Source organism: Streptomyces actuosus (assembly GCF_016921115.1).
In the GTDB taxonomy this organism is placed as follows: Bacteria; Actinomycetota; Actinomycetes; order Streptomycetales; family Streptomycetaceae; genus Streptomyces; species Streptomyces actuosus_A.
The window spans coordinates 1-23651 of the sequence record NZ_JAFFZS010000058.1 but is presented as its reverse complement, the minus strand read 5'-3'; the positions used below and the strand labels follow the sequence as shown (position 1 = coordinate 23651).

Genomic DNA, 23651 nt, shown 5'->3' with positions numbered 1-23651 from the left:
TCGCCTTCAGCACCCCGAAATCCACGATCCCCGCAACTCCCTGAACTCCAGGGTGTTGCGGGGATCGATAGACCCGCCTGCTTGAGGCAGGGCGGCGCCGTCGTGTGCGAGAGGTGGGGCCGTCAGGCCGTCACTGCACCGGCTCGGGTTCCGGTGCCGGCTCGGTCTCCGACTCGCCCGCCGGGTCGACCGGCGTCCTGACGGAGTCCAGCAGCAGCTGGGCGACGTCGACGACCTGGATGGACTCCTTCGCCTTGCCGTCGTTCTTCTTGCCGTTGACCGAGTCGGTCAGCATGACGAGGCAGAACGGGCAGGCGGTGGAGACGATGTCCGGGTTGAGGGAGAGGGCCTCGTCGACGCGCTCGTTGTTGATGCGCTTGCCGATCCGCTCCTCCATCCACATCCGGGCGCCGCCGGCGCCGCAGCAGAAGCCGCGCTCCTTGTGGCGGTGCATCTCCTCGTTGCGCAGGCCCGGGACCTTGCCGATGATCTCGCGCGGCGGCGTGTAGATCTTGTTGTGGCGGCCCAGGTAGCACGGGTCGTGGTAGGTGATGATGCCCTCGACCGGTGTGACGGGGATCAGCTTGCCCTCGTCGACGAGGTGCTGGAGCAGCTGGGTGTGGTGGATGACCTCGTAGTCGCCGCCGAGCTGCGGGTACTCGTTGCCGAGGGTGTTGAGGCAGTGCGGGCACGTCGCGACGATCTTCTTCGCCGACTTCGGTTTGCGGGACTCCTCGGTGACCTTGCCCTCGTCGTCCAGCTCCTCGCCGAACGCCGTGTTCAGGGCCATCACGTTCTCCATGCCGAGCTCCTGGAACAGGGGCTCGTTGCCCAGGCGGCGGGCGGAGTCACCGGTGCACTTCTCGTCGCCGCCCATGATCGCGAACTTGACGCCCGCGATGTGCAGCAGCTCGGCGAAGGCCTTGGTGGTCTTCTTGGCGCGGTCCTCCAGGGCGCCGGCGCAGCCGACCCAGTACAGGTACTCGACCTCGGAGAGGTCCTCGATGTCCTTTCCGACGACCGGGACCTCGAAGTCGACCTCCTTGAGCCACTCCAGGCGCTGCTTCTTCGCCAGGCCCCAGGGGTTGCCCTTCTTCTCCAGGTTCTTGAGCATCGTGCCCGCCTCGGACGGGAACGCCGACTCGATCATGACCTGGTAGCGGCGCATGTCGACGATGTGGTCGACGTGCTCGATGTCGACGGGGCACTGCTCGACGCAGGCTCCGCAGGTGGTGCAGGACCACAGGACGTCCGGGTCGATGACGCCGTTCTCCTCGGCGGTGCCGATCAGCGGGCGCTCGGCCTCGGTCAGCGCCGCGGCGGGCACGCCGGCCAGCTGCTCCTCGGACGCCTTCTCCTCGCCCTCCATCGTCCTGCCGCCGCCCGCGAGCAGGTACGGCGCCTTGGCGTGGGCGTTGTCCCGCAGCGACATGATCAGCAGCTTCGGGGAGAGCGGCTTGCCGGTGTTCCAGGCGGGGCACTGCGACTGGCACCGGCCGCACTCGGTGCAGGTGGAGAAGTCCAGCAGGCCCTTCCAGGAGAACTGCTCGACCTGGGAGACGCCGAAGACGTCGTCGTCGCCCGGGTCGGTGAAGTCGATCGGCTTGCCGCCGGACGTCATCGGCTGGAGCCCGCCCAGCGCCGTGCCGCCGTCCGCCTCGCGCTTGAACCAGATGTTCGGGAACGCCAGGAAGCGGTGCCAGGCCACACCCATGTCGGTCTTCAGCGCGACCGTGATCATCCAGATGAAGGACGTGGCGATCTTCAGGCCGGCGAAGAAGTAGGTGAGGTTCTGGAGGGTGGAGACGTCCATCCCCTCCAGCTGGTCGACCACCGGGTACGAGATGAAGAACGAGGCCTCGTAGCCGTCGACGTGGTGCTGGGCGCCCTCCAGGGCGTGCAGCATGAAGATGCAGACGCCGACGATGAGGATGACGGCCTCGACGAAGTAGGCCTGGCCGAAGTTGGAGCCGGCGAAGCGGGACTTGCGGCCGGGCTTGTTCGGCTTGCTGAGCTGGCGGATGACGATCAGGACGAGGATGCCGACGGTCGTCATCGTGCCGATGAACTCGACGAAGACGTTGTACGGCGTCCATTCACCGATGACCGGCAGGAGCCAGTCGGCCTGGAAGAGCTGGCCGATGGCGTTGACGATCGTCAGCAGCAGCGAGAAGAAGCCCACTGCCACGAACCAGTGCGCCACACCGATGAGACCCCAGCGGTTCATCCGGGTGTGACCGAGGAACTCCTTGATCACGGTGACGGTGCGCTGGGCGGGGTTGTCGGTCCGGGAACCGGCGGGCACGGGCTGGCCGAGCCGCATGAAGTTCCAGATCTGGAGGAGGGCGCGGCCGAACAGTGCCGCGCCGACCACGATCAGGACCAGCGACACGATGATCGCGGCGAGTTGCATTGGGGCTCCTGAGGCGGCCTCGAGTCGAGCGACATTACTAAGCGGTAACTTATGCAGTCCGTACGAGACTACCCTCATCCCCTGCCGCACTGTAGCCAGGCGTGCGGTGATCTGTGTCGCTGAGGGTCACCTCATGGCGCCCGGCTGGCGCCCGACTGAAAGTGGCGGGCGTTCCGTTCGTGTTAATCGCATGAAATTGGTACATTCGCCACTAATTTATATCCGTGCTCTACGGGATCGCCGCTGCCATCGCCGCCCTTGTGCTGTCCGCCGTCCTCGCCGCCCTGCTCCGGGTGCCCGCCCTCCGGTTCGGCGTCACCGCCCGCCGGGGCCGCTCGCGGCCCCTGCCGCTCCTCGGCGGCGTCGCTGTCGTCCTCGCCACCTGCGGGGTGGCCGTCGCCGGCCATCTCGGCGGGGCGGTCCGCCTCGGGGAAGGGGTCGGTGCCCTGCTGGTGGCGGGGGCCGCGGTCGCGGCCCTCGGCCTCGCCGCGGACGTGTGGCGGCTCAGGGCGCGGTTCCTGGCGGCCGGTACGGCGGTGGCGGCGGCGTGCGTGGTGCCGTACGAGGAGACCGGCCTGGCCGGCGGGCTGCTCGCCGTCGGCTGGATCGTCTGCGCCACCCTCGCCTTCCGCTCCCTCGACCATGCGGACGCCCTGGCCGGCACCGTCGGGGCGGTCACTGCCTTCGGGGCGGCCGCCTGTGCGGCGGTGGAGGTGATGGACGGGCTCGCCGTCCTGCTGAGCGTGCTGGCGGCGGCCCTCACCGGGTTCCTCATGCACAACTGGCCCCCCGCGCGAACCGCGCTCGGCGCCTGCGGGGCGCTGTTCACCGGCTTCGTGCTCGCCTCTGCGGCCGTCCTCACCCGCGCCGGGTACGGCCCGGTCCCGACCGCGGCCGTGCTGTTCTCCCTCGCCGCGCTCGGCGTCGCCGACGTCGTCCTCGTCGTCGTCTCCCGGCGGCGCGCGGGACGGCCGCTGCTGCAGAGCGGCCCCGACCACCTCGCGCACCGGTTGCGGCGCCTGGGTGTCGCCCCGCGGGGCGTGGTCGTCCTGCTGGGCGCCGGGGCGTCGGGAGGGGTGCTCGCCGGGGTCCTGGTGCACAGCGGCTGGGTCGGCGCCGGTGCGGTGTTCTGGGTGGCGGGCGGGGTCCTCGCCGTCGTGGGCGGCCTGCTGCACGTCCATCCGTACGGGCCTCGTCGGCAGCCGCGGGTGCCCGCACCGGCTGCGTCTCCGCAGGCCAGCACGCCATTGCGCGTAAGGAACGGATAAGACTTGAGTCGTGTCGACTCAGGTCTGTTGACCGAGCGGGACGGGTCGTGCACACTTGAGCCTGTTCCACTCAAGTCAGCTGGAGGAATCAACCATGGCACGTGCGGTCGGCATCGACCTGGGCACGACTAACTCCGTCGTCAGCGTTCTGGAGGGCGGCGAGCCCACCGTCATCACCAACGCCGAGGGTGCCAGGACCACGCCGTCCGTCGTCGCCTTCGCCAAGAACGGCGAGGTGCTGGTCGGCGAGGTCGCCAAGCGCCAGGCGGTGACCAACGTGGACCGGACCATCCGCTCGGTGAAGCGCCACATGGGCACCGACTGGAAGATCCAGCTCGACGGCAAGGACTTCAACCCGCAGCAGATCTCCGCGTTCATCCTGCAGAAGCTGAAGCGGGACGCCGAGGCCTACCTGGGCGAGAAGGTGACCGACGCGGTCATCACCGTCCCGGCGTACTTCAACGACTCCGAGCGCCAGGCCACCAAGGAGGCCGGCGAGATCGCCGGTCTGAACGTCCTGCGCATCGTCAACGAGCCGACCGCCGCCGCGCTGGCGTACGGCCTCGACAAGGACGACCAGACCATCCTCGTCTTCGACCTCGGCGGCGGCACCTTCGACGTCTCGCTGCTGGAGATCGGCGACGGTGTCGTCGAGGTGAAGGCCACCAACGGTGACAACCACCTCGGTGGTGACGACTGGGACCAGCGCATCGTCGACTTCCTGGTCAAGCAGTTCCAGGCCGGCCACGGCGTGGACCTGTCCAAGGACAAGATGGCCCTCCAGCGCCTCCGCGAGGCCGCCGAGAAGGCCAAGATCGAGCTGTCCTCGTCCACCGAGACCTCGATCAACCTGCCCTACATCACCGCGTCCGCCGAGGGCCCGCTGCACCTGGACGAGAAGCTCACGCGCGCCCAGTTCCAGCAGCTGACCGCGGACCTGCTGGAGCGCTGCAAGACGCCGTTCCACAACGTCATCAAGGACGCCGGCATCCAGCTGTCCGAGATCGACCACGTCGTCCTCGTCGGCGGCTCGACCCGCATGCCCGCCGTCGCCGAGCTCGTCAAGGAGCTGACCGGCGGCAAGGAGGCCAACAAGGGCGTCAACCCGGACGAGGTCGTCGCCATCGGCGCCTCGCTCCAGGCCGGTGTCCTCAAGGGCGAGGTCAAGGACGTCCTGCTGCTCGACGTCACCCCGCTGTCCCTCGGCATCGAGACCAAGGGCGGCATCATGACCAAGCTCATCGAGCGCAACACCACGATCCCGACCAAGCGGTCCGAGATCTTCACGACGGCCGAGGACAACCAGCCGTCCGTGCAGATCCAGGTCTACCAGGGCGAGCGCGAGATCGCGGCGTACAACAAGAAGCTCGGCATGTTCGAGCTGACCGGACTGCCGCCGGCCCCCCGCGGCGTGCCGCAGATCGAGGTCTCCTTCGACATCGACGCCAACGGCATCATGCACGTGACCGCCAAGGACCTGGGCACGGGCAAGGAGCAGAAGATGACCGTCACCGGCGGCTCCTCGCTGCCGAAGGACGAGGTCGACCGCATGCGCCAGGAGGCCGAGCAGTACGCGGAGGAGGACCACCGCCGCCGCGAGGCCGCCGAGGCCCGCAACCAGGGCGAGCAGCTGGTCTACCAGACCGAGAAGTTCCTCAAGGACAACGAGGACAAGGTTCCCGGCGAGGTGAAGACCGAGGTCGAGGCCGCCGTCGGCGAGCTCAAGGACAAGCTCAAGGGCGAGGACTCCGCCGAGATCCGCACCGCCACCGAGAAGGTCGCCGCCGTCTCGCAGAAGCTGGGCCAGGCCATGTACGCCGACGCCCAGGCCGCGCAGGGCGCCGCCGACGGTGCCGCGGGCGGTGCGCCCACCGGTGACGCCGACGACGTGGTGGACGCCGAGATCGTCGACGACGAGCGCAAGGACGGTGCCGCGTAATGACGGAGGAGACCCCGGGTTTCGAGGAGAAGCCCGACGTCCCCTCCGGCGCGACCGCTGACGACGCCGAGTCGAAGGCCGCCTCCGAGGAGGGGGCGGCCCCGGCCGGGGACGCGAACGAGAACGCGGGCCTGGTGGCCCAGCTGGACCAGGTGCGCACGGCGCTCAACGAGCGCACCCTGGACCTCCAGCGACTCCAGGCCGAGTACCAGAACTACCGCCGCCGCGTCGAGCGCGACCGGATCGCGGTCAAGGAGATCGCCGTGGCGAACCTCCTGACCGAGCTCCTGCCCGTGCTCGACGACATCGGCCGCGCACGGGACCACGGCGAACTCGTCGGCGGATTCAAGTCCGTCGCCGAATCGCTGGAGACCGTCGCGGCGAAGATGGGGCTCCAGCAGTTCGGCAAGGAGGGCGAGCCCTTCGACCCGACGATCCACGAGGCCCTGATGCACTCGTACGCGCCGGACGTCACCGAGACGACCTGCGTGGCGATCCTGCAGCCCGGGTACCGCATCGGCGAACGCACCATCCGCCCCGCGCGGGTGGCCGTCGCCGAACCGCAGCCGGGCACGCAGACCGTCAAGGCCGAGGAGTCCGCGTCCGAGTCGGCCGAGGACAAGGAGAACGGTGGCCCGGACGAGGGCTGACGCGATCGACGTCACCGAGAGGCCCGAGAGGGCCGGGAGAACCGAGGGGAAGGAGGGACGTCGAGGGTGAGTACCAAGGACTTCATCGAGAAGGACTACTACAAGGTCCTCGGCGTCCCCAAGGACGCCACCGAGGCCGAGATCAAGAAGGCGTACCGGAAGCTCGCCCGCGAGTTCCACCCGGACGCCAACAAGGGCAACGCCAAGGCCGAGGAGCGGTTCAAGGAGATCTCCGAGGCGAACGACGTCCTCGGTGACCCCAAGAAGCGCAAGGAGTACGACGAGGCCCGCGCCCTGTTCGGCAACGGCGGCTTCCGCCCGGGTCCGGGCGGGGGCGGCGGCTCCTTCAACTTCGACCTCGGCGACCTCTTCGGGGGCGGCGCCGGCACCCAGACCGCGGGCGGTGGCTTCGGCGACGTGTTCGGCGGCCTGTTCAACCGGGGCGGTGCGGGCGCCACCCGCACCCAGGCCCGCCGCGGCCAGGACATCGAGTCCGAGGTCACGCTCTCCTTCACCGAGGCCATAGAGGGCGCCACGGTCCCGCTGCGGATGTCCTCACAGGCACCGTGCAAGGTCTGCTCCGGCACCGGCGACAAGAACGGCACGCCCCGCGTGTGCCCGACCTGCGTCGGCACCGGGCAGGTGGCGCGCGGTACCGGTGGCGGCTTCTCGCTGACCGACCCGTGCCCGGACTGCAAGGGGCGCGGCCTGATCGCGGAGAACCCCTGCGAGGTCTGCAAGGGCAGCGGCCGGGCCAAGTCCTCCCGCACGATGCAGGTGCGCATCCCCGCCGGGGTCTCCGACGGACAGCGCATCCGGCTGCGCGGCAAGGGCGCTCCCGGTGAGCGGGGCGGCCCCGCGGGCGACCTGTACGTCGTCGTCCACGTCACCGCCCACTCCGTCTTCGGCCGCAAGGGTGACAACCTCACGGTGACGGTCCCGGTGACCTTCACCGAGGCCGCGCTCGGCGGCGAGGTGAGGGTGCCGACCCTCGGCGGACCCGCCGTGACGCTGAAGCTGCCGCCCGGCACCCCCAACGGCCGCACCATGCGCGCGCGGGGCAAGGGCGCGGTCCGCAAGGACGGCACGCGCGGTGACCTGCTGGTCACCGTCGAGGTGAGTGTTCCGGGGGACCTGTCGGGGAAGGCTCGTGACGCACTGGAGGCGTATCGCGAGGCGACCGCGGGCGAGGACCCGCGTGCGGAGCTGTTCGAGGCCGCGAAGGGAGACTGAGAGAGATGGAAGGCCGTCGTCCCCGCCAGCGCGGGGGTTTTCCGCCGTACCAGCTGACCGAGGACACCCCGGTCTACGTCATCTCGGTGGCGGCCCAGCTCTCCGGTCTCCACCCGCAGACGCTGCGCCAGTACGACCGGCTGGGCCTGGTCTCTCCGGACCGCACCGCCGGCCGCGGGCGCCGCTACTCGGCCCGCGACATCGAACTGCTCCGCCAGGTGCAGCAGTTGTCGCAGGACGAGGGCATCAACCTCGCCGGTATCAAGCGGATCATCGAACTGGAGAACCAGGTCGTCGCCCTGCAGTCCCGTGTCGCCGAACTCCAGGCGGCCCTGGACGGCGCGGCGGCGGCGATGCAGCAGCGGGAGGCCGCCGTCCACGCCTCCTACCGCCGCGACCTGGTGCCCTATCAGGAGGTCCAGCAGACCAGCGCCCTGGTCGTGTGGCGCCCCAAACGGCAGCAGCCTCCAACGGACTGACGTCCCGTCAGCCGTGTGGCCGGAGCCGCGCGCAACTGCCCGAAGGGGCCCGCGGGTTCGACCGAACCCGCGGGCCCCTTCTCTCTCATGCCGGAACGTTGGCCACGGAGCTGTCCGCGGGGGCGGTCTCCCGGCCTTCCGCGTCCACGGCCGTCACCCAGTAGAAGTTGCTCGTGCCCAGCGGCGCGTCCTTGTCGACGAAGTCGGACGTTCCGCTCGGGAGTTCGGCGATCACCTCGTACGACGAGGTCTCACGGTTCCAGCGGTAGACGCGATAGCCTCCCGCCTGCTCGGGGTCGGCCTGCGTGAGGCCGAACCAGTGCAGCGAGTTGCCGTACCCGCCGGTCAGGTCGGACGCGTCGAGCCGGAGCGGCGATCCCGAGGGCGTCTGCACGCTCGGCCTCAGGTCGAGGGCCGTCGCGACGACGATCTGCGCCTCGCGCGTCGTCTCGAACGTGGAGTTCCCGTCGTCGTCATAGGGGTCGACGATGAAGCACGTCGTCTCGCCGTCCGCGACATGCGGGTAGGCGTACGAGGTGGCGTCGGCTCCGACCCAGTAGCCGCCGTAGAGCCGGCAGACGCTGACGTCGCCGTCGGTCGTGAGCTCACCCCGCTTGATGTTGTAGCCCTTCAGGTCCTTCGCCGGGTTGGCGTCCCAGTGCAGCTCGAAGCCGTACTCGGTCGGGGTGACGGTCACCCCGGTGACGGGGGAGGGCGCGACGATGTCCGGGCCGTAGGCGCTGATGGTCATCGAGGGCCTGGACTCGTTGCCCGCGGAGTCCACGGCGGTCACGCGGTAGAAGTACTGGACGTCCTCGGTGGTCGAGGTGTCCTCGGCCGACGTCTGCGACGTCTCGGCGATCCGGCTGAAGGGGCCGTCCGCGCTCGTGGCGCGGTACACGCGGTACACCGCCGCGCCCCCCACGGCAGTCCATTTGATCACCAGGTTGCTGCCCGACGTGTCCGGGGTCCGGATGGCGGGCGCGCTGGGCGCCGTGGTGTCGTACGTGTCGTACCGGGCCGTGCCCGAAGGGGCCGACTCGTGTCCGTTGTTGTCGACGGCGGTGACGACGTAGGAGAAGGCGGCGCCGGTCTGGGGCGGTTCGTCGGTGTAGGAGCTGCTGGACACCGTGGTCAGCAGGTTGGCCTCGGTGAGCTCGACCGTGCTGCTCGTGGACCGGTACACCCGGTAGCCGGCCAGGTCGGGCTCGGTGTTGGCGTCCCAGCGCAGGGTCAGCTGGGACACCGGGCCGGTGGCCTTGTTGTCCTCGACGCCCTTCGGTGCGGCGGGCGGCTCGTCGTTCCGGGACGCCGTCGTGATCGTCCGGGTCGCCGAGACGCCCGTCTCGTGCCCGGCGCGGTCGTACGGGTGCACCTGGTAGTCGTACGACGCGCCGGTCATGGGCAGCGTGGTGTCGGTGTACCGCGTGGCGGCCGTCGTCGCGATGGCGGTCCAGCGCCCGGCGCCCGCCGGGCTCCGGTAGACCCGGTAGCCGGCCGCGTCCGCGCTCGCGGGCCAGAACAGCTTGACCTGGCCGGCGTAGAAGGCCACCAGGTCGCCCTTCGCCCTCAGCTGAGGCGTCGTCGACGCGGCCCAGGTCGAGGTCGTGCCCGAGAGGGCGGACGTCGACGTGAAGGCGGACGTGCCCGTGAAGACCGAGGGGGACGTCGGTGAGGAAACGGAACTGAAGGTGGATACAGGGGCATACGCGGACGCGGCGTCGGGCGCGGTGCCGGACGCCGACGCGGGGGTCCCGCCGTCCGCGGCGGACGCCGCGCCCGTGTCCTGGTCGTCGGTCGCGGTCAGGCGGAGGTCGCTGCCGGCGGACGGCAGGCCGGCGGTGGCCGCCGGGACGGCCGTCAGCAGGCCGCCCGTGGAGACGAGCGCCACGACGGTCGCGATTTTGGCTGGGTTCATGCGGTCCTCTGGTCGGATCGGAGCGGGGACGGGCCCCGTATGTGATCACGACACGCAAGCAAGAGGAATGGTTGTAAAGAAAGGTCAAACCCGGGTTCGCACGCCTCCGCGGGACCTTCACGGGCGAAGCGGAGCGTGATGTTGTTATCTCGTTAAGTGCTTGGTCTTGACGCCGGACGGCGTCGCCGCGTTGTCTTTTCAGTCACGTGGGCGCGCCGCGCGCCCCGCCGTCACGTACCTGAAGTGAGTCCCCGAATGCGCCGTATCGCCCTGTCCGTGGTCGCATCCACCATGACCCTCTCGCTCGCCGGCTGCGGTGTGCTGAACGCGACGAGCGACGGGGCGGACGCGAGCCCGACCAAGGGCGACGACGTCACGGTCGGCCTGTTGCTGCCGGAGAACGTCAACACCCGCTACGACAAGTTCGACTACCCCATCATCAAGGCCAAGGTCGCCTCGCTCACCAACAACAAGGGCAAGGTGGAGTACGCCAACGCCGAGCAGGACGCGGACAAGCAGGCCAGCCAGATCCAGAAGATGATCGACGACCAGGTCGACGTCATCCTGCTGGACGCGGTCGACTCGCACGCCGTCGCGGGCATGGTGCAGAAGGCCAAGGACGCGGGCATTCCGGTCATCGCCTACGACCGGCTCGCCGAGGGTCCGATCGAGGCGTACGTCTCCTTCGACAACGAGCTGGTCGGTGAGGTCCAGGCGCGCACCCTGCTGGACGCCCTGGGCTCGGACGCCGACACCTCCTACAAGATCGTCATGATGAACGGGTCGCCCACCGACCCCAACGCCAAGCAGTTCAAGCAGGGCGCCGAGTCCGAACTGTCCGGCAAGGTGAGCATCGCCCGGTCCTACGACACCAAGGACTGGGACCCGAAGAACGCCCAGGCCAACATGGTCCAGGCGATCAGCGAGATCGGCGCCTCGCACATCCGCGGCATCTACTCCGCCAACGACGCCATGGCCGGTGGCATCATCAAGGCCCTGCACGCCGCGGGCGTCACCGAGCTGCCGCCGATCACCGGGCAGGACGCCGAACTGGCCGCGGTGCAGCGCATCATCTCCGGCGATCAGTACATGAGCGTCTACAAGTCCTACCCCGCCGAGGCCGAGGCCGCCGCCGAGATGGCCGTCGCCAAGGTGCAGGGCCACGACATCCAGTTCGCCGCCCTCGCCGACGACCACGTCGACAGCCCCACGAACAAGAAGATCCCGGCCCAGCTGGTGACCGTCGTGGCGCTGACCAAGAGCAACATCAAGGAAACCGTGGTCGCCGACGGCATCTACAAGGTCTCCGAGATCTGCACGGCCCAGTACGAGGCCGACTGCGCGGCGCTGAAGCTGAAGTAGCCCGCCCGCGCGCCTGCATCGCACCCGCATCCCGGCCAGCCCCCGGCGGCGCGCTCTCGCCCCCGGTGCGGGGCGCCGCCGGCGGGCCGGTCAGCCGACGGCCGGGACGCCGGGCACGAGGACGCCCTGCGGGTCGTACGCCACCGTCTCGCTGCTGAGGTAGCCGGCCGGATCGCGGTCCCCGGACACCCGCACGCCGGTGATGCGGGCATCCCTGGGGACGTCGTACCAGACCTCGACCTCGATCAGATCGTGGCCGCCGATCTCCACCGTCTCGTGCTGGCGGCGTACGGCCATCGCGAACGGGTCGGGGCCGGTCCGGGTGCCGTCGGCGTCCTGGAGGCGCTGCCGGGCGGCGACGTAGGTGTGGAAGCCGGGGTCGGCGTTGCGCACCCGCAGCCGGACCGAGCAGAACTGCCCGTCCGGCTGGGCCTCGCTGTGGGTCCCGGACACCGCCGGCAGCCCGCAGCGCAGGGACAGCACGGTGAAGACGAAGTGGCCGTCCCCGACCGGGCGGGAGGCGGTCGGAGAGGCCTGCGCGGGCACCGGAGCGGCGGGCGCGGGCATCGGAGTGGCCGGCGCTGCCGGCCGGCCGGCGCCCCCGTCGCAAGCCGTCAGAGAGGGCGGCAGGACGGCCAGGGCCGCCACCGCCGCCGCGCACAGTGCCTTCGGACGCATACCCCGCATTGTCGGGGTCCGGCGCCCGGAAGGGGAGGGCCGTGCCCCGGCCGGGCGGAGGGCGCCCGCGCCGGGGCACGCCGGACGTCCGGTACCCGGAGGGGGGTCGGGCATCGGGGCCCGGGGGGAAGCCGTCGACACGATGTACCACGCGCGGGTGGCGCACCACCGTCAGCTTGTTGCAGCGGCCGGGGCGGAGGCCGGGAGATAGCCGGTCGAACCGGTGGTTTCCGACGGTCTCGCGGCGGGGAGCCGTGTTGCGGACCACGCCCTGTCCGCGCATAGTTGCGCTGCGGAAGCAGCGGACAGCGGGGGTGGGATGGGCGATGACCGGGCACGGGACGGATGAGCATCCACACGGTGCTGACCGACTGTGCGAAGCCGGGGATCGCGTGTATTCCCGGGCCGTACGGCGGGGCCGGGTGTCGCGCCGGGACGCGGAGCCGGTGCCGTGCCTGCTGGAGCTGGCCCTGCTGCATCCCGACCCCGACGACATGGACTTCCTGGTGCCCACCGCACCACAGGAGGTCATGACCCGGCTGCTGCGCGGCGTCTACGACGAGGTCACCGCGAGCCAGCGGCGGGTGGGGACGGCGGTGGCCGCGTTCGAGTGGTACGCGGGCCTGGGCCGGCAACTGGGGACGGCCCCCGCGGAGGGCGCGGCGATCCGCGTCCTGGACGGCCTGTCCCGCATCCAGGCCGCGATGGACGAGGCCACGGCGGCCTGCACGACGGAGGTCCTCACCGTGCAGCCGGGCGGCATCCGCCGCGAGCACGAACTGACCGAAGGACTGCACCGGGCGCTGGCCCTGCGCGGCCGGGGCGTGCGGATGCGCGACCTGTACAACCACGTGGCCCGGCACGGCCAGGGCCTGCTCACCTACCTGGAGCTGATGGGCGACGCCGTGGAGGCGCGCACCCTGGACGAGGTCATCGACCGGCTCATCCTCTTCGACCGCACGGTCGCCTTCATCCCGGCCAACAGCGACCGGACGATGGCGCTGGAGCTGCGGCACCCGGCGCTGATCTCCTACCTGGTGACCGTCTTCGAGCGCCTGTGGCGCCTGGCGATCCCCTTGGCCGCGCCGATCCCGGACACCGGCATCGAGGGCATCTCGCACCGCGAGAAGTCCATCGCGGCCCTGCTCGCGGAGGGCCACCAGGACGCCGTCATCGCCGAGCGCCTGGGCATCAGCGTCCGCACCTGCCGGGCCCACATCGCCCGCCTGTCGGAGACGCTGGGCGCGGCCAGCCGCACCCAGCTGGGCGTCCGCATCGCCCAGGCCGGCCTGGACGTCCACACACCCACCCGGCTCACGATCCCTGATCAAGGATCCCCGACCGTCCGATGAGGTAGCCGAGTTGCGCGCGGCTGTCGCTGCCGAGCGTGGCGGCGAGCTTGGCGATGTGGACGCGGGCGGTGCGGACGTTCATGCCGAGGCGATCGGCGATGACGGCATCGGTGTGACCCTCGACGAGGAGGGCCGCTATGGCGCGCTGGCGGGGGGTGACGCCGTTGAGGGTGGGCTGCCGGACGGCCTGCGGGTGCATGGGGGTGGCCAGGCGCCACAGGCGGTCGAAGGCGGTGACGAGGTAGGAGATCACGGCGGGGTGGCGGATCTCCAGGGCGAGCAGGCCGTCGTCGCCGGCGGGGATGAAGGCGACCGTGCGGTCGACGAGGATCAGGCGGTCGGTGACCTCGTCCAGGGTGCGGGCCTCGACGTCGCCGCGCAGTTGCTCGTAGCGGGCGTGGACGAGGGGCATGTGACGCTGCGTGTGCTGGTACAGGGTGCGGATCCGGCCGCCCCGGTCCAGCAGGGCCTGGTCGCGGGACATGGCCACCACCTGGGCCTCGGCGCCCCGCGCGGTGTTGTAGTGGGTGTTGGGCTGGACGCAGAGGACTTCCTGGCGGGCCTCGTCCATCGCCTCGGTGATGGCCCCGTTGATGCGGGCCGTGCCGCTGAGGACCCGGAGCGCGGGGGCGTCCGCCACCGCCCCGCGGCGGCTGTCGACCCGCATGAGCCGCTCGAACTCCTCGGTCAGGCGGGCCTCCCGCCTCCGCTCCTCCGCGATCCGGGCCTCCGACGTGCGCAGGAGCCGGTGGAGGGCGACGGCGGGCGGGACGGGCTCCAGCCAGTGCAGGTCCTCGACGGACGGGTGCAACAGGCCGAAGTCGAGCAGGCAGGGGGCCGCTTCGGCGTCGGGGCCGGGGATCCGCCCCTCGTGCAGGGCCCGTTCGTACAGCCGTGTGCCGGCGGCGCACAGGTCCTCCACGCCGTGTTCCCGATGCGCTGCCGGTCTCATGCGCCGGCGCCTCCCTCCTGTTCGAGGATCCCCGACCGTCTTCGCGCGGGGAGCTGCTCCACGCCGTGGTCGTGCAGCCTCGCCGTCATGGGCCGCTCTCTCCCTCCGGCACCCGCTGGTCCTGGTCCAGGATTCCGGACTGGGCTATGAGGTAGCCGAGTTGGGCCCGGCTGCCGCTGCCGAGGACCTGCGCCAGCTTGGCGATGTGGGCGCGGCAGGTGCGCACGTTCATGCCGAGGCGGCGGGCGATGGCCTCGTCGACGTGGCCCTCCACCAGGAGCTTGGCGATGGAGTGCTGGATGTCCGTGATGCCGTCGGGGGCCGTCTCGTAGGGGGCGCCCGCGTTCAGCGGGACGGCGCGGCTCCACATGAACTCGAACACCTTGATGAGGTAGCGGACCAGGCCCGGATGACGCAGTTCCAGGGCCACCTGCCGGTCGTCGCGCGTGGGGATGAACGCGACGGTCTCGTCGCAGATGATGAGGCGCTCGACGAGTTCGTCGATGGTGCGCACCTCGACCTTGCCGTCCGCTATCTGCTCCACGTACGCGAGCGTCTCGGGGCTGTGCCGCGCGGTGTGCTGGTAGAGCGTGCGCAGCCGCACCCCCCGTTCGATCAGGGGCCGGTCGCGCTCCAGCCCCTTCATCAGGTTGGCCTCCAGGCGCCGGCCGCCGGGCTGCACCGTGAGCACTTCCGTCTGCGACTCCGACACGGCGTTGTTGAGCGCCGCGTTGATCCTGTCCTTGCCCTCCAGCACGCTGATGGCATGGGTCGCCGCCGCGCCCTGGGCGCTCGCAGCCATGAACGGCTCGAAAACATCGGCCAGTTCGATGGAGAGCCGCCTGCGTTCCGTGATCTCCCGCTCGATGGGATGCAGGCGCTGGGCCAGTGCGACGGACGGGGGGACGGGGCGCAACCAGTTACCGTCGTCGGGGTCCGGGTGCAGCAGGGCGTACTCCATGAGACACGGAGCCGACTCCACGTCGGAGCGCGCGATTCGTCCGGTGCGCAGGGCATGGGCGTAGAGGCGACTGCCTTCGTCGCACAGATCGGTTATCGGGTGGGGATGCACAACTTGCGTACCTTTTGTCCCCAATTCTCCACCCCCCAGGGTCCTGAACATGCAGGAACATGATGCATCGATTGTGTGGCCATGACGTGCCTGAATGAGCCATCGTCTTACCGGACGGGGGAAGAGGAGACCATCGAGTGAGGACGAAGCCGACCATGCGTAAGAGAATGCTTCGCTCGGTACTTGCCGCTGCTCTCTCCGCCGTCGCGGTTCTCGGCACTGTGAGCGGCCTCGCCAGCAAGTCGAGTGACGTGCGAGCGGACACGAGTTCTGTTGCGGTGAGTGTCGGCGGCGATCACACCGACGACACGTCGTGGGACTGATCGCGATGACCACACCACCCGACGACCGATCCTTCCGGCGAGAAATGGCCACCGCCTATCGCTCCGGCTGGCACTTCATCGACCTGGTCACCGCCATCCCCCACAGCGGTGACTCGCTGATGGTGACCGTGTTCGGTGAGCCGGTCGTCGTCACCCTCGACGATGACGGAGACGTGCGGGCGTACCGATGTCTGCGGCGACCTCGGGGGGCGCCGCAGCCGGTGCGATGTGCCATCCGGTACGGAATGATCTTCGTTAATCTCGACCAGCGCGAGCACCAGCTGGCCGAGCCGGCGGCCCCCACCGCCCCCCGAACCATCTCAGCCACCCCCCGCAGTGCCTGACGCGATTCCCCCGTCGTAAAAGATCGCTCAGGCGCTTCCCCCCGCAGCGGCGTCACCGTGACCTGAACACGGTGACGCCGCTGTAGTTTGTGTGGACATGTCCGGGAACGGGCCGTCGGCCGGCTCGCGTGTCCGCCGCCCGCGGTCGAGGTGGGTGGCATGGTGTCAGCCGCGCCCCGTCGCGCGGTCCAGCTCGATCTCGATCACCACGCGCGCCGGATTCGGCGACGGCTGCCTCTCGTACCGCTCCGCGTAGCGCCGCTCCGCCTCGGCGACCCGCTCGCGCTCGGTGCGGACGAAGGCGCGGCCCTCCAGCGTGGCCCAGCGGCGCCCGGACACCTGGCAGACGGCGACCCGCGCACCGTCCGGTCCCGCGGCCAGGACGTGGGCGACCTTCGCGCTCCCCTTGTCGGTGATCACCCGGGCCAGCCGAGCCCCGGGGTCGTAGGTGACACCCACGGGGACGACGTGCGGCGAGCCGTCCGGGCGCAGGGTCGTCAGCGTGCAGAGATGCCTCTCGCGCCAGAAGGCGAGGTACGGCGCGTCGGGCGCGCCCGGATCCTGGGGATATGCGGCCATGGGGTGGAACCTAGCCCATGTGGCGCGGGGGAACGGGAGGGGTATCGGCCATGTCGGCGACAGGCCCGCGGATCCGGGCGCGGAGGGGGCGGGCCGGGGCGGGGAGCGCCGGTGCGGGGGCCGGCCGGAGCCGGCGCGGCAGGGCGATTTCCGGCCGGATCCGGTGCGGTCGGGGGTCGGTTTCCGGTCATGTCCCGGTCCGCTCCGGGATGCGTCCGGGTGGGCGCGGAGCGCCCCGGCGCGGGGGTTCCGGGCGGGCCCGGGGGTTCCGGGCGGGCCCGGGGGTTCCGGGCGGGCCCGGGGGTGCGGCGCTCGGGCCGCCGGTCCGGTGCGCCGCCACGGTTCCTCCGTGTCGCAGGGGGTGGGCGGTGCTGCCGGGGGTGGGTGGGCTGTGGGCGGGGCCGAACGGTCCTGCCGGTCCCGGTGGTCCCGCCGGTCCCGCCGGTCCCGCCGGTCCCGGTGGTCCCGCCGGTCCCGGTGGTCCCGCCGGTCCCGCCGGTCCTGGTTGTGACGGTGGTCCCGGTGGTCCCGGTGGTCCCGGTGGTGACGGTGGTCCCGGTGGTGACGGTGGTCCCGGTGGTGATGGCGGCGGTCCCGGTGGTCCCGGATCATCGGGCCTCTCGGCCCCGGGATCCGGTCCGGTCGGGTCATGGGCTCCCGTCCGCACCTTGAGTGGAATAGACTCAACTTTATGTACCTTGACTGAGTCAGTACTGGAGTGACGAGGCCGACAGCTCACGCTAGGAGGAGAACACGAACGTGGACGCCGAGCTGACCAACCGGAGCCGGGACGCGATCAACGCCGCAAGCCAGCGCGCCGTGACCGAAGGGAATCCCGACCTCACCCCCGCCCACCTGCTCCTTGCTCTGCTCCAGGGGCAGGACAACGAGAACATCGTCGACCTGCTCGCCGCCGTCGACGCCGACCAGGCGGCCGTGCGCGCGGAGGCCGAGAAGGTACTCGCCTCGCTGCCCAGCGTGACCGGTTCCACCGTCGCGCCCCCGCAGCCGAACCGTGAGCTCCTCGCGGTCATCGCCGACGCCCAGGCCAAGGCCCGCGAGCTCGGCGACGAGTACCTCTCCACCGAGCACCTGCTGATCGGCATCGCCGGCAAGGGCGGCGGCGCCGGGGACGTGCTCACCCGTCAGGGCGCCACCGCCGGGAAGCTGCTGGACGCCTTCCAGAAGGCGCGGGGCGGCCGGCGGGTCACCACCGCCGACCCCGAGGGGCAGTACAAGGCCCTGGAGAAGTTCGGCACCGACTTCACCGCCGCGGCCCGCGAGGGCCGGCTCGACCCCGTCATCGGGCGGGACCAGGAGATCCGCCGGGTCGTGCAGGTGCTGTCCCGACGCACCAAGAACAACCCCGTGCTGATCGGCGAGCCCGGCGTCGGCAAGACCGCCGTCGTCGAGGGACTGGCCCAGCGGATCGTCAAGGGTGACGTGCCCGAGTCCCTCAGGGACAAGCGGCTCGTCGCGCTCGACCTCGGCGCCATGGTCGCCGGCGCCAAGTACCGCGGCGAGTTCGAGGAGCGGCTGAAGACCGTCCTCGCCGAGATCAAGGACAGCGACGGGCAGATCATCACCTTCATCGACGAGCTGCACACCGTCGTGGGCGCCGGCGCTGGCGGCGACTCCGCCATGGACGCCGGCAACATGCTCAAGCCCATGCTCGCCCGCGGCGAGCTGCGCATGGTCGGTGCCACCACCCTGGACGAGTACCGGGAGCGGATCGAGAAGGACCCCGCCCTGGAGCGCCGCTTCCAGCAGGTGCTGGTCGCCGAGCCGTCCGTCGAGGACACCATCGCGATCCTGCGCGGGCTCAAGGGGCGCTACGAGGCCCACCACAAGGTGCAGATCGCCGACAGCGCGCTGGTCGCCGCCGCGACCCTGTCCGACCGGTACATCACCTCCCGCTTCCTGCCCGACAAGGCCATCGACCTCGTCGACGAGGCCGCGTCCCGGCTGCGGATGGAGATCGACTCCTCGCCCGTCGAGATCGACGAACTCCAGCGCGCGGTGGACCGGTTGAAGATGGAGGAGCTCGCGCTCGACAAGGAGACCGACCCGGCCTCCCGAGAGCGCCTGGACAAGCTGCGCCGGGACCTCGCCGACAAGGAGGAGGAACTGCGCGGACTCAACGCCCGCTGGGAGAAGGAGAAGCAGTCCCTGAACCGGGTCGGCGAGCTCAAGGAGAAGCTCGACGACCTGCGCGGACAGGCCGAACGCGCCCAGCGCGACGGGGACTTCGACACCGCGTCCAAGCTGCTCTACGGCCGGATCCCGGACGTCGAGAAGGAGCTCCGGGCCGCCTCCGCCGCCGAGGAGGAGGTCGCCAAGGACACCATGGTCAAGGAGGAGGTCGGCTCCGACGACATCGCCGACGTCGTCGCCTCCTGGACCGGCATCCCCGCCGGGCGGCTGATGGAGGGGGAGACGCAGAAGCTGCTGCGCATGGAGGACGAGCTGGGCAAGCGGCTGATCGGCCAGGCGGAGGCCGTGCGGGCGGTGAGCGACGCCGTGCGGCGCTCGCGGGCCGGGATCGCCGACCCCGACCGGCCCACGGGGTCCTTCCTCTTCCTCGGCCCGACCGGGGTCGGCAAGACCGAACTGGCCAAGGCGTTGGCGGACTTCCTCTTCGACGACGAGCGGGCCATGGTCCGCATCGACATGAGCGAGTACGGCGAGAAGCACAGCGTCGCCCGGCTCGTCGGCGCGCCCCCCGGGTACGTCGGCTACGAGGAGGGCGGCCAGCTCACCGAGGCGGTGCGCCGGCGACCGTACTCCGTCGTCCTGCTCGACGAGGTCGAGAAGGCCCACCCCGAGGTCTTCGACATCCTCCTGCAGGTGCTCGACGACGGTCGGCTGACGGACGGTCAGGGGCGGACCGTGGACTTCCGCAACGCCATCCTCGTGCTGACGTCCAACCTGGGCAGCCAGTTCCTGGTCGACCCGCTGACCACAGAGGCGGAGAAGAAGGAGCAGGTGCTGGAGGTCGTGCGGGCGTCCTTCAAGCCCGAGTTCCTCAACCGGCTGGACGACCTCGTGGTCTTCTCCGCCCTCAGCAAGGACGAGCTGGGACGGATCGCGCAGCTCCAGATCGACCGGCTGGCCAAGCGGCTCGGCGAGCGGCGGCTCACGCTGGAGATCACGCCCGAGGCGCTGGCCTGGCTCGCCGACGAGGGCAACGACCCCGCCTACGGTGCGCGCCCGCTGCGCCGACTGGTGCAGACGGCCATCGGGGACCGGCTGGCCAGGGAGATCCTCGCCGGCGAGGTCAAGGACGGCGACACGGTCCGCGTGGACACGCACGGCGACGGGCTGATCGTCGGGCCCGTGCCGGCCACCGGCAAGACGCTGTAGCGCCGCGACCGGACGGGCTCGCCGGTGCGCCGGTCCGTGCCCGTCCCGGCCGCGGGCCGGCTGTCACGTCGTGAACGCCGACCACCGCACCCGGGCGGTGGTCGCGTCCTCGTACGTCACGTTCGCCGTCACGGCGTGGGCCTCGGCGCCCGCCGGGAGCCCGCCGTTCTCGACGCCGAGTTCGAGACAGAGGTCCACTCCGTGATCGCACCCCGCAGTGCCGGGCTCCGCCCCCTGCGGGGACAGGCCCGTCAGCCGGCCTCGGACCTCCGCGCGCGGCATGCGGAAGGTGCCGGCGTAGTGCGTGTCCAGCCAGGACTCCACCCGGCAGTCGGCGTCGTACGCCCCCGCCGGCAGCCGCGCCCCGCCGAAGGCGAGCGCGTCGGCGCACGGCACCTTCTCGGAGCTGCCGCCGAGCGCGTCGTCGGAGATCAGGAAGAGCACCGCCAGCGCGGCCAGGCCGGCCAGGATCAGCAGCGGCAGGGCGAGGATCGCCGCCACCACCGACCACCTCGTCCGCCCCGGCGCCGCGGTCCGCGCCGGCACCGTTCTCGTCGCCGTCCCCGTCATACGCCCGCCCCGCTCCCGTCCCGGTGTGGCCTCCGACCGGCCAGATCATGTCAGCCGACGGCTGACAGGGCACGCCTGGGCTTGCTTCCCCCCTCCCCCGGTGAGGGAGGATGGCGGAATCCGTACGAAGGGAAATACACGGTGAGCATCGACCCGTCCTCGATTCCGAACTTCGGGGGCCAGCCCGAGCCGCAGCCCCAAGGACCGGCGGGCCCCGTCGTCCCGGATCAGGATCTTGTGAAGCAGCTCCTGGACCAGATGGAGCTCAAGTACGTCATCGACGAGGAAGGTGACCTCGCTGCTCCGTGGGAGCAGTTCCGTACGTACTTCATGTTCCGCGGTGAGGGCGACCAGCAGGTCTTCTCCGTGCGGACGTTCTACGACCGGCCCCACCAGATCGACGAGAAGCCGCAGCTGCTGGAGTCCGTCGACGACTGGAACCGCCGCACGCTGTGGCCGAAGGTCTACACGCACACCCACGACGACGGCACCGTCCGCCTCATCGGTGAGGCGCAGATGCTGATCGGCACGGGCGTCAACCTGGAGTTCTTCGTCTCCTCGACGGTGAGCTGGGTGCGGGCCGCGATCGAGTTCGACCGCTGGCTCGTGGAGCAGCTCGGTCTGGAGCAGGAGGTCAACGAGGCAGAGAAGCCCGAAGAGGGCGACGAGTAGTCCGCCGCCCGGCTCTCGCGGCGGCGCGTGCACGATCACGACCGGACCCGCGCCGAAGCCCACGGAGCCCGGCCAGGGCACCGACCACCACGGTCGCGTGCCGGGCCGGGCTCTGGCATTTCCCGGCGCGGCGAGGTGGTGGGGCGCGGGGTTTCGTCCACAGCCTGCGGCCGGTGTTCCCGGGCGGTCCGACCGGGGATGCGGGCGTTCTTCCTTTCTCGGCAAGTACTTGCCGGCATGGAAAGTACTTGCCACTGTTGGAGGTCACGGGGCGGCGGCGCACACCCACGCGGGCCTGCGTCCGCCGCCCACGCCACCACGGGGAGACACACCATGACCGATCACGACCCTTCGGCCACCGACGCGGCCGCCGCGCTGCACGCGGCCCGGACCGCCCAGGCCGCCGCCCGCGTCGCCCAGACCGTCCCGCGCGGCCTCGTGCTCGCACAGGGCGCCGCGTGCGCCGTCGAATGCGCCGCCCTCGGGCTCGCCGGGGCGCACGAGGAGGGGGCAGCGCCGCTGACGGCCCTCGGTCTCCTCGCCTGCGTCGCCTTCCTGGTCCTGATGTGGAGGGGCGTCCGGCATGGCGGGAGCCTTCCGAGACTCCGGTACGAGGGGCGGGCCGCCTGGCGGGTCCTGGTCGTGCCGGCCGCCACGATCGCCGTCGGCGCCCTGGTGGCGATCCCGTACGGCCTCACGGGCGCACTCGTCGCCCTCGGACTCGTCTGCGCCCTCGACTTCTGGCGGCGCGTCGCCCGGACGGAGTCCGCATGACCGGCACCCCGCCTCCCTCCCTCGACCGGGAACTGCACCACCCCACGCGCTTGGCCCTCGTCGCCTACCTGTCCTCCTGCACGGAGACCGAGTTCGGTGTGCTGAGGGACTACTGCGGCATCTCCGACTCGGTGACCAGCAAGACGGTCTCGGCCCTGGAGAAGCTCGGCTACGTCACCGTGCGCAAGGGCTACGTCGGCAAGCGCCCCCGCACCTGGGTGGCCCTCACCCGGCAGGGCCTGCGCGCCCTGGAGACCCACCTGGCGGCGCTGGAGGAGATCGTCGCCACCGCGAAACGCGCCGGCGCGACAGCCGAGGAGCCCACCTGATCACGCGGACCTGTGCACCGTCGGGGCGGGTGGCGCGGATCGACGTGAGTGCGGCCGGTGTATGTGTGTCGCCCGCCTTTCCGAGGTCGGCACCCTACGAGTGATCACCGCCGACGGTGTGTAGCAGCCGCGCTGCAGCGCACTCCGGGGTGCGGTGAGGGGTGGCCGGTACCCGGTCGGGATGTGTGCGTCCCGGCCGGAACGAGCCCGGGACGAGAAGGATCCCGACCGGGCCGAACTCGTCGAGGACGAAGGTCGGATCACCCTTCGCCCGCTGATGCCGCCGACGATGCCGAGGGGATCGGCGCGCTCGCCGACCAGAAGCCGGAATGCACGTGGGGGAGCCCCTTGGATTCCGGAGAGCCCGGCTCGAGGGGTTTCCTGGGTGCTTCGGTCACCTCCGACTCGAGGACGCACGGGGAGGTCATGTGGAATCCTGCCTGACCCTTGTACCCGAACTCCAGGCTGATCTCGAAGCCGTCCGGAGCGGTCGCGAAGACTGCCGGCATGTCGGCGCTGTTCCGCGCACCGACGTGATCTCCTGCCACGGCCTCCTTCCTCGACGGCAGGTGGCTGACGGGGTCGTTCTCGGCCGCGCCCACGAACACGTGATTCTTTCCGACGCCAAGATCGTCTGCATGGTTGACACCTGTGCCAGGGCTTCCAACGAGGATGATGTCATCAGCCCCGGGGATTCCTCCGGGCTCCTGGGTGGCCGCGCCCACGAGACGAGTTGTATGCAGGCGCACCCTTCTCCGCGTCACGCGCGCGACCCTCAGAACTCAGAGACCGCAGGCACCGACACTCCCACAAAGGACGACCCCTGCGCCGCGACGGCAACCGCGCCCAAGGACGACACCACCTCCTGGGGCTCGCTGGGCATCGGCGCTGTCGTACACCTCTGAGTCGCGCTCGTGGTTCTTGTTGTCCGCAGGCGTCGGGCACCCGCGGCTGCACTACCAAACTTCGCGCCCGCCACCGGTCGATTCACCGACACGCCGACAGGTTTCACGCCGGTTTCGTACGCGTCTCCGGGCACGTCGACAGCGTCATGCTGTCCGATCGATGCCCGGGTTCCGTCTGAGTACAGATACTCAGACGCCCTGGTGGCCAATGCGGATGGGGCACGTGGTGTGCGGGCGTTACGGTGCGCCTCGGCCACCACAGCTGTGGTCACTGGTTCACATCCGCTCGACGCACCATCAAGACACGGGGAGGGAGCGCGTATGGCGTGGGAGGAATGGGAGCAGCTCAAGGAGTAATTGTCAATAGTTGTGGACCGGTTGAGCGATCAGATCAGTCAAGCCGGCGCCTTGCACGCTCAGCTCTCCGCCAGATCACCGCCATTCCGAGCGCCAGGACGCTCACGGCGACGACCACG

19 protein-coding genes and 1 pseudogene are annotated in these 23651 nt (G+C 70.6%); 12 read left to right on the top strand and 8 right to left on the bottom strand.

Annotation, left to right across the window (positions count from 1 at the left end; genetic code table 11):
- Positions 1-130: 130 nt before the first annotated feature.
- Positions 131-2413: a (Fe-S)-binding protein gene (locus JS756_RS34405; protein WP_205387211.1), complete on the bottom strand. Its 2283-nt coding sequence runs from the start codon at positions 2411-2413 to the stop codon at positions 131-133.
- 224 nt (positions 2414-2637) lie between these two features.
- Here JS756_RS34405 and JS756_RS34400 point away from each other — a divergent pair, with 224 nt between their 5' ends.
- The 5 genes from JS756_RS34400 (at position 2638) to JS756_RS34380 (ending at position 7982) form a co-directional block, all read left to right on the top strand.
- Positions 2638-3681 carry an MraY family glycosyltransferase gene (locus tag JS756_RS34400; RefSeq protein WP_205387210.1) on the top strand — a complete coding sequence of 348 codons (1044 nt, stop codon included), beginning with the start codon at positions 2638-2640 and terminating at the stop codon, positions 3679-3681.
- Positions 3682-3775: 94 nt separating this feature from the next.
- On the top strand, positions 3776-5620 hold the full coding sequence (gene dnaK, locus JS756_RS34395; RefSeq protein WP_205387209.1) for a molecular chaperone DnaK: 1845 nt from the start codon (positions 3776-3778) through the stop codon (positions 5618-5620).
- Positions 5620-6270 carry a nucleotide exchange factor GrpE gene (grpE, locus tag JS756_RS34390; protein WP_205387208.1) on the top strand — a complete coding sequence of 217 codons (651 nt, stop codon included), beginning with the start codon at positions 5620-5622 and terminating at the stop codon, positions 6268-6270. Before dnaK ends, grpE begins: the two co-directional genes overlap by 1 nt.
- A gap of 66 nt (positions 6271-6336) precedes the next feature.
- On the top strand, positions 6337-7503 hold the full coding sequence (gene dnaJ, locus JS756_RS34385) for a molecular chaperone DnaJ (protein ID WP_205387207.1): 1167 nt from the start codon (positions 6337-6339) through the stop codon (positions 7501-7503).
- A gap of 5 nt (positions 7504-7508) precedes the next feature.
- Entirely contained in the window at positions 7509-7982 is a 474-nt protein-coding gene (locus tag JS756_RS34380) for a heat shock protein transcriptional repressor HspR (protein ID WP_205387206.1), read from the top strand.
- Positions 7983-8067: 85 nt separating this feature from the next.
- Here the strand turns inward: JS756_RS34380 and JS756_RS34375 are convergent, their stop codons facing one another.
- Complete coding sequence (locus JS756_RS34375; RefSeq protein WP_205387205.1) at positions 8068-9900, bottom strand: fibronectin type III domain-containing protein; 1833 nt, start codon at positions 9898-9900, stop codon at positions 8068-8070.
- A gap of 255 nt (positions 9901-10155) precedes the next feature.
- Between JS756_RS34375 and JS756_RS34370 the strand changes: the two genes are divergently transcribed.
- A complete protein-coding gene (locus JS756_RS34370; protein WP_205387204.1) occupies positions 10156-11262 on the top strand; it encodes a substrate-binding domain-containing protein in 1107 nt (368 codons plus the stop codon).
- 90 nt (positions 11263-11352) lie between these two features.
- On the opposite strand, the gene JS756_RS34365 is transcribed toward JS756_RS34370, so the two are convergent.
- Positions 11353-11940 carry a DUF4352 domain-containing protein gene (locus JS756_RS34365; protein WP_205387203.1) on the bottom strand — a complete coding sequence of 196 codons (588 nt, stop codon included), beginning with the start codon at positions 11938-11940 and terminating at the stop codon, positions 11353-11355.
- Between the two features lie 326 nt (positions 11941-12266).
- On the opposite strand from JS756_RS34365, the gene JS756_RS34360 reads away from it, so the two are divergent.
- Positions 12267-13292, top strand: coding sequence for a helix-turn-helix transcriptional regulator (locus JS756_RS34360; RefSeq protein WP_205387202.1), 1026 nt, complete (start codon positions 12267-12269; stop codon positions 13290-13292).
- Here the strand turns inward: JS756_RS34360 and JS756_RS34355 are convergent.
- A complete protein-coding gene (locus JS756_RS34355; protein WP_205387201.1) occupies positions 13255-14244 on the bottom strand; it encodes a helix-turn-helix transcriptional regulator in 990 nt (329 codons plus the stop codon). The two genes, JS756_RS34360 and JS756_RS34355, sit on opposite strands and share 38 nt — an antisense overlap.
- An 85-nt stretch (positions 14245-14329) precedes the next feature.
- Positions 14330-15367, bottom strand: coding sequence for a helix-turn-helix transcriptional regulator (locus JS756_RS34350; protein ID WP_205387200.1), 1038 nt, complete (start codon positions 15365-15367; stop codon positions 14330-14332).
- 277 nt (positions 15368-15644) lie between these two features.
- Between JS756_RS34350 and JS756_RS34345 the strand changes: the two genes are divergently transcribed.
- Positions 15645-15983 carry a Rieske (2Fe-2S) protein gene (locus tag JS756_RS34345; protein ID WP_205387199.1) on the top strand — a complete coding sequence of 113 codons (339 nt, stop codon included), beginning with the start codon at positions 15645-15647 and terminating at the stop codon, positions 15981-15983.
- Positions 15984-16148: 165 nt separating this feature from the next.
- On the opposite strand, the gene JS756_RS34340 is transcribed toward JS756_RS34345, so the two are convergent.
- Positions 16149-16562 carry a pyridoxamine 5'-phosphate oxidase family protein gene (locus JS756_RS34340; protein WP_205387198.1) on the bottom strand — a complete coding sequence of 138 codons (414 nt, stop codon included), beginning with the start codon at positions 16560-16562 and terminating at the stop codon, positions 16149-16151.
- Positions 16563-17321: 759 nt separating this feature from the next.
- On the opposite strand from JS756_RS34340, the gene clpB reads away from it, so the two are divergent.
- Positions 17322-19925: an ATP-dependent chaperone ClpB gene (gene clpB, locus JS756_RS34335; RefSeq protein WP_205387197.1), complete on the top strand. Its 2604-nt coding sequence runs from the start codon at positions 17322-17324 to the stop codon at positions 19923-19925.
- Positions 19926-19988: 63 nt separating this feature from the next.
- On the opposite strand, the gene JS756_RS34330 is transcribed toward clpB, so the two are convergent.
- The gene (locus JS756_RS34330) at positions 19989-20426 is read right to left on the bottom strand and encodes a hypothetical protein (protein WP_205387196.1); all 438 of its coding nucleotides are present in this window, start codon (positions 20424-20426) and stop codon (positions 19989-19991) included.
- A gap of 210 nt (positions 20427-20636) precedes the next feature.
- On the opposite strand from JS756_RS34330, the gene JS756_RS34325 reads away from it, so the two are divergent.
- The 3 genes from JS756_RS34325 to JS756_RS34315 all read left to right on the top strand — a co-directional run bounded on the left by JS756_RS34325 (position 20637) and on the right by JS756_RS34315 (position 22270).
- Complete coding sequence (locus tag JS756_RS34325) at positions 20637-21167, top strand: YbjN domain-containing protein (RefSeq protein ID WP_205387195.1); 531 nt, start codon at positions 20637-20639, stop codon at positions 21165-21167.
- A gap of 333 nt (positions 21168-21500) precedes the next feature.
- The gene (locus JS756_RS34320; protein ID WP_205387194.1) at positions 21501-21941 is read left to right on the top strand and encodes a hypothetical protein; all 441 of its coding nucleotides are present in this window, start codon (positions 21501-21503) and stop codon (positions 21939-21941) included.
- Positions 21938-22270: a winged helix-turn-helix domain-containing protein gene (locus JS756_RS34315; protein WP_205387193.1), complete on the top strand. Its 333-nt coding sequence runs from the start codon at positions 21938-21940 to the stop codon at positions 22268-22270. Before JS756_RS34320 ends, JS756_RS34315 begins: the two co-directional genes overlap by 4 nt.
- A gap of 539 nt (positions 22271-22809) precedes the next feature.
- Here the strand turns inward: JS756_RS34315 and JS756_RS34310 are convergent.
- A pseudogene (locus tag JS756_RS34310) lies at positions 22810-23004 on the bottom strand (alpha/beta hydrolase); the annotation flags it as partial.
- Between the last annotated feature and the right edge of the window lie 647 nt (positions 23005-23651).

Bases quoted from the DNA above. Each gene is read 5' to 3' on its own strand.
- JS756_RS34350 (WP_205387200.1), bottom strand. From the start codon at position 15,367: ATGTTCAGGACCCTGGGGGGTGGAGAATTGGGGACAAAAGGTACGCAA.
- grpE (WP_205387208.1), top strand. From the start codon at position 5,620: ATGACGGAGGAGACCCCGGGTTTCGAGGAGAAGCCCGACGTCCCCTCC.
- JS756_RS34320 (WP_205387194.1), top strand. From the start codon at position 21,501: ATGACCGATCACGACCCTTCGGCCACCGACGCGGCCGCCGCGCTGCAC.
- dnaK (WP_205387209.1), top strand. From the start codon at position 3,776: ATGGCACGTGCGGTCGGCATCGACCTGGGCACGACTAACTCCGTCGTC.
- JS756_RS34375 (WP_205387205.1), bottom strand. From the start codon at position 9,900: ATGAACCCAGCCAAAATCGCGACCGTCGTGGCGCTCGTCTCCACGGGC.
- JS756_RS34405 (WP_205387211.1), bottom strand. From the start codon at position 2,413: ATGCAACTCGCCGCGATCATCGTGTCGCTGGTCCTGATCGTGGTCGGC.
- JS756_RS34345 (WP_205387199.1), top strand. From the start codon at position 15,645: ATGACCACACCACCCGACGACCGATCCTTCCGGCGAGAAATGGCCACC.
- JS756_RS34360 (WP_205387202.1), top strand. From the start codon at position 12,267: ATGACCGGGCACGGGACGGATGAGCATCCACACGGTGCTGACCGACTG.
- JS756_RS34370 (WP_205387204.1), top strand. From the start codon at position 10,156: ATGCGCCGTATCGCCCTGTCCGTGGTCGCATCCACCATGACCCTCTCG.
- JS756_RS34355 (WP_205387201.1), bottom strand. From the start codon at position 14,244: ATGAGACCGGCAGCGCATCGGGAACACGGCGTGGAGGACCTGTGCGCC.
- JS756_RS34340 (WP_205387198.1), bottom strand. From the start codon at position 16,562: ATGGCCGCATATCCCCAGGATCCGGGCGCGCCCGACGCGCCGTACCTC.
- JS756_RS34365 (WP_205387203.1), bottom strand. From the start codon at position 11,940: ATGCGTCCGAAGGCACTGTGCGCGGCGGCGGTGGCGGCCCTGGCCGTC.
- JS756_RS34380 (WP_205387206.1), top strand. From the start codon at position 7,509: ATGGAAGGCCGTCGTCCCCGCCAGCGCGGGGGTTTTCCGCCGTACCAG.
- JS756_RS34315 (WP_205387193.1), top strand. From the start codon at position 21,938: ATGACCGGCACCCCGCCTCCCTCCCTCGACCGGGAACTGCACCACCCC.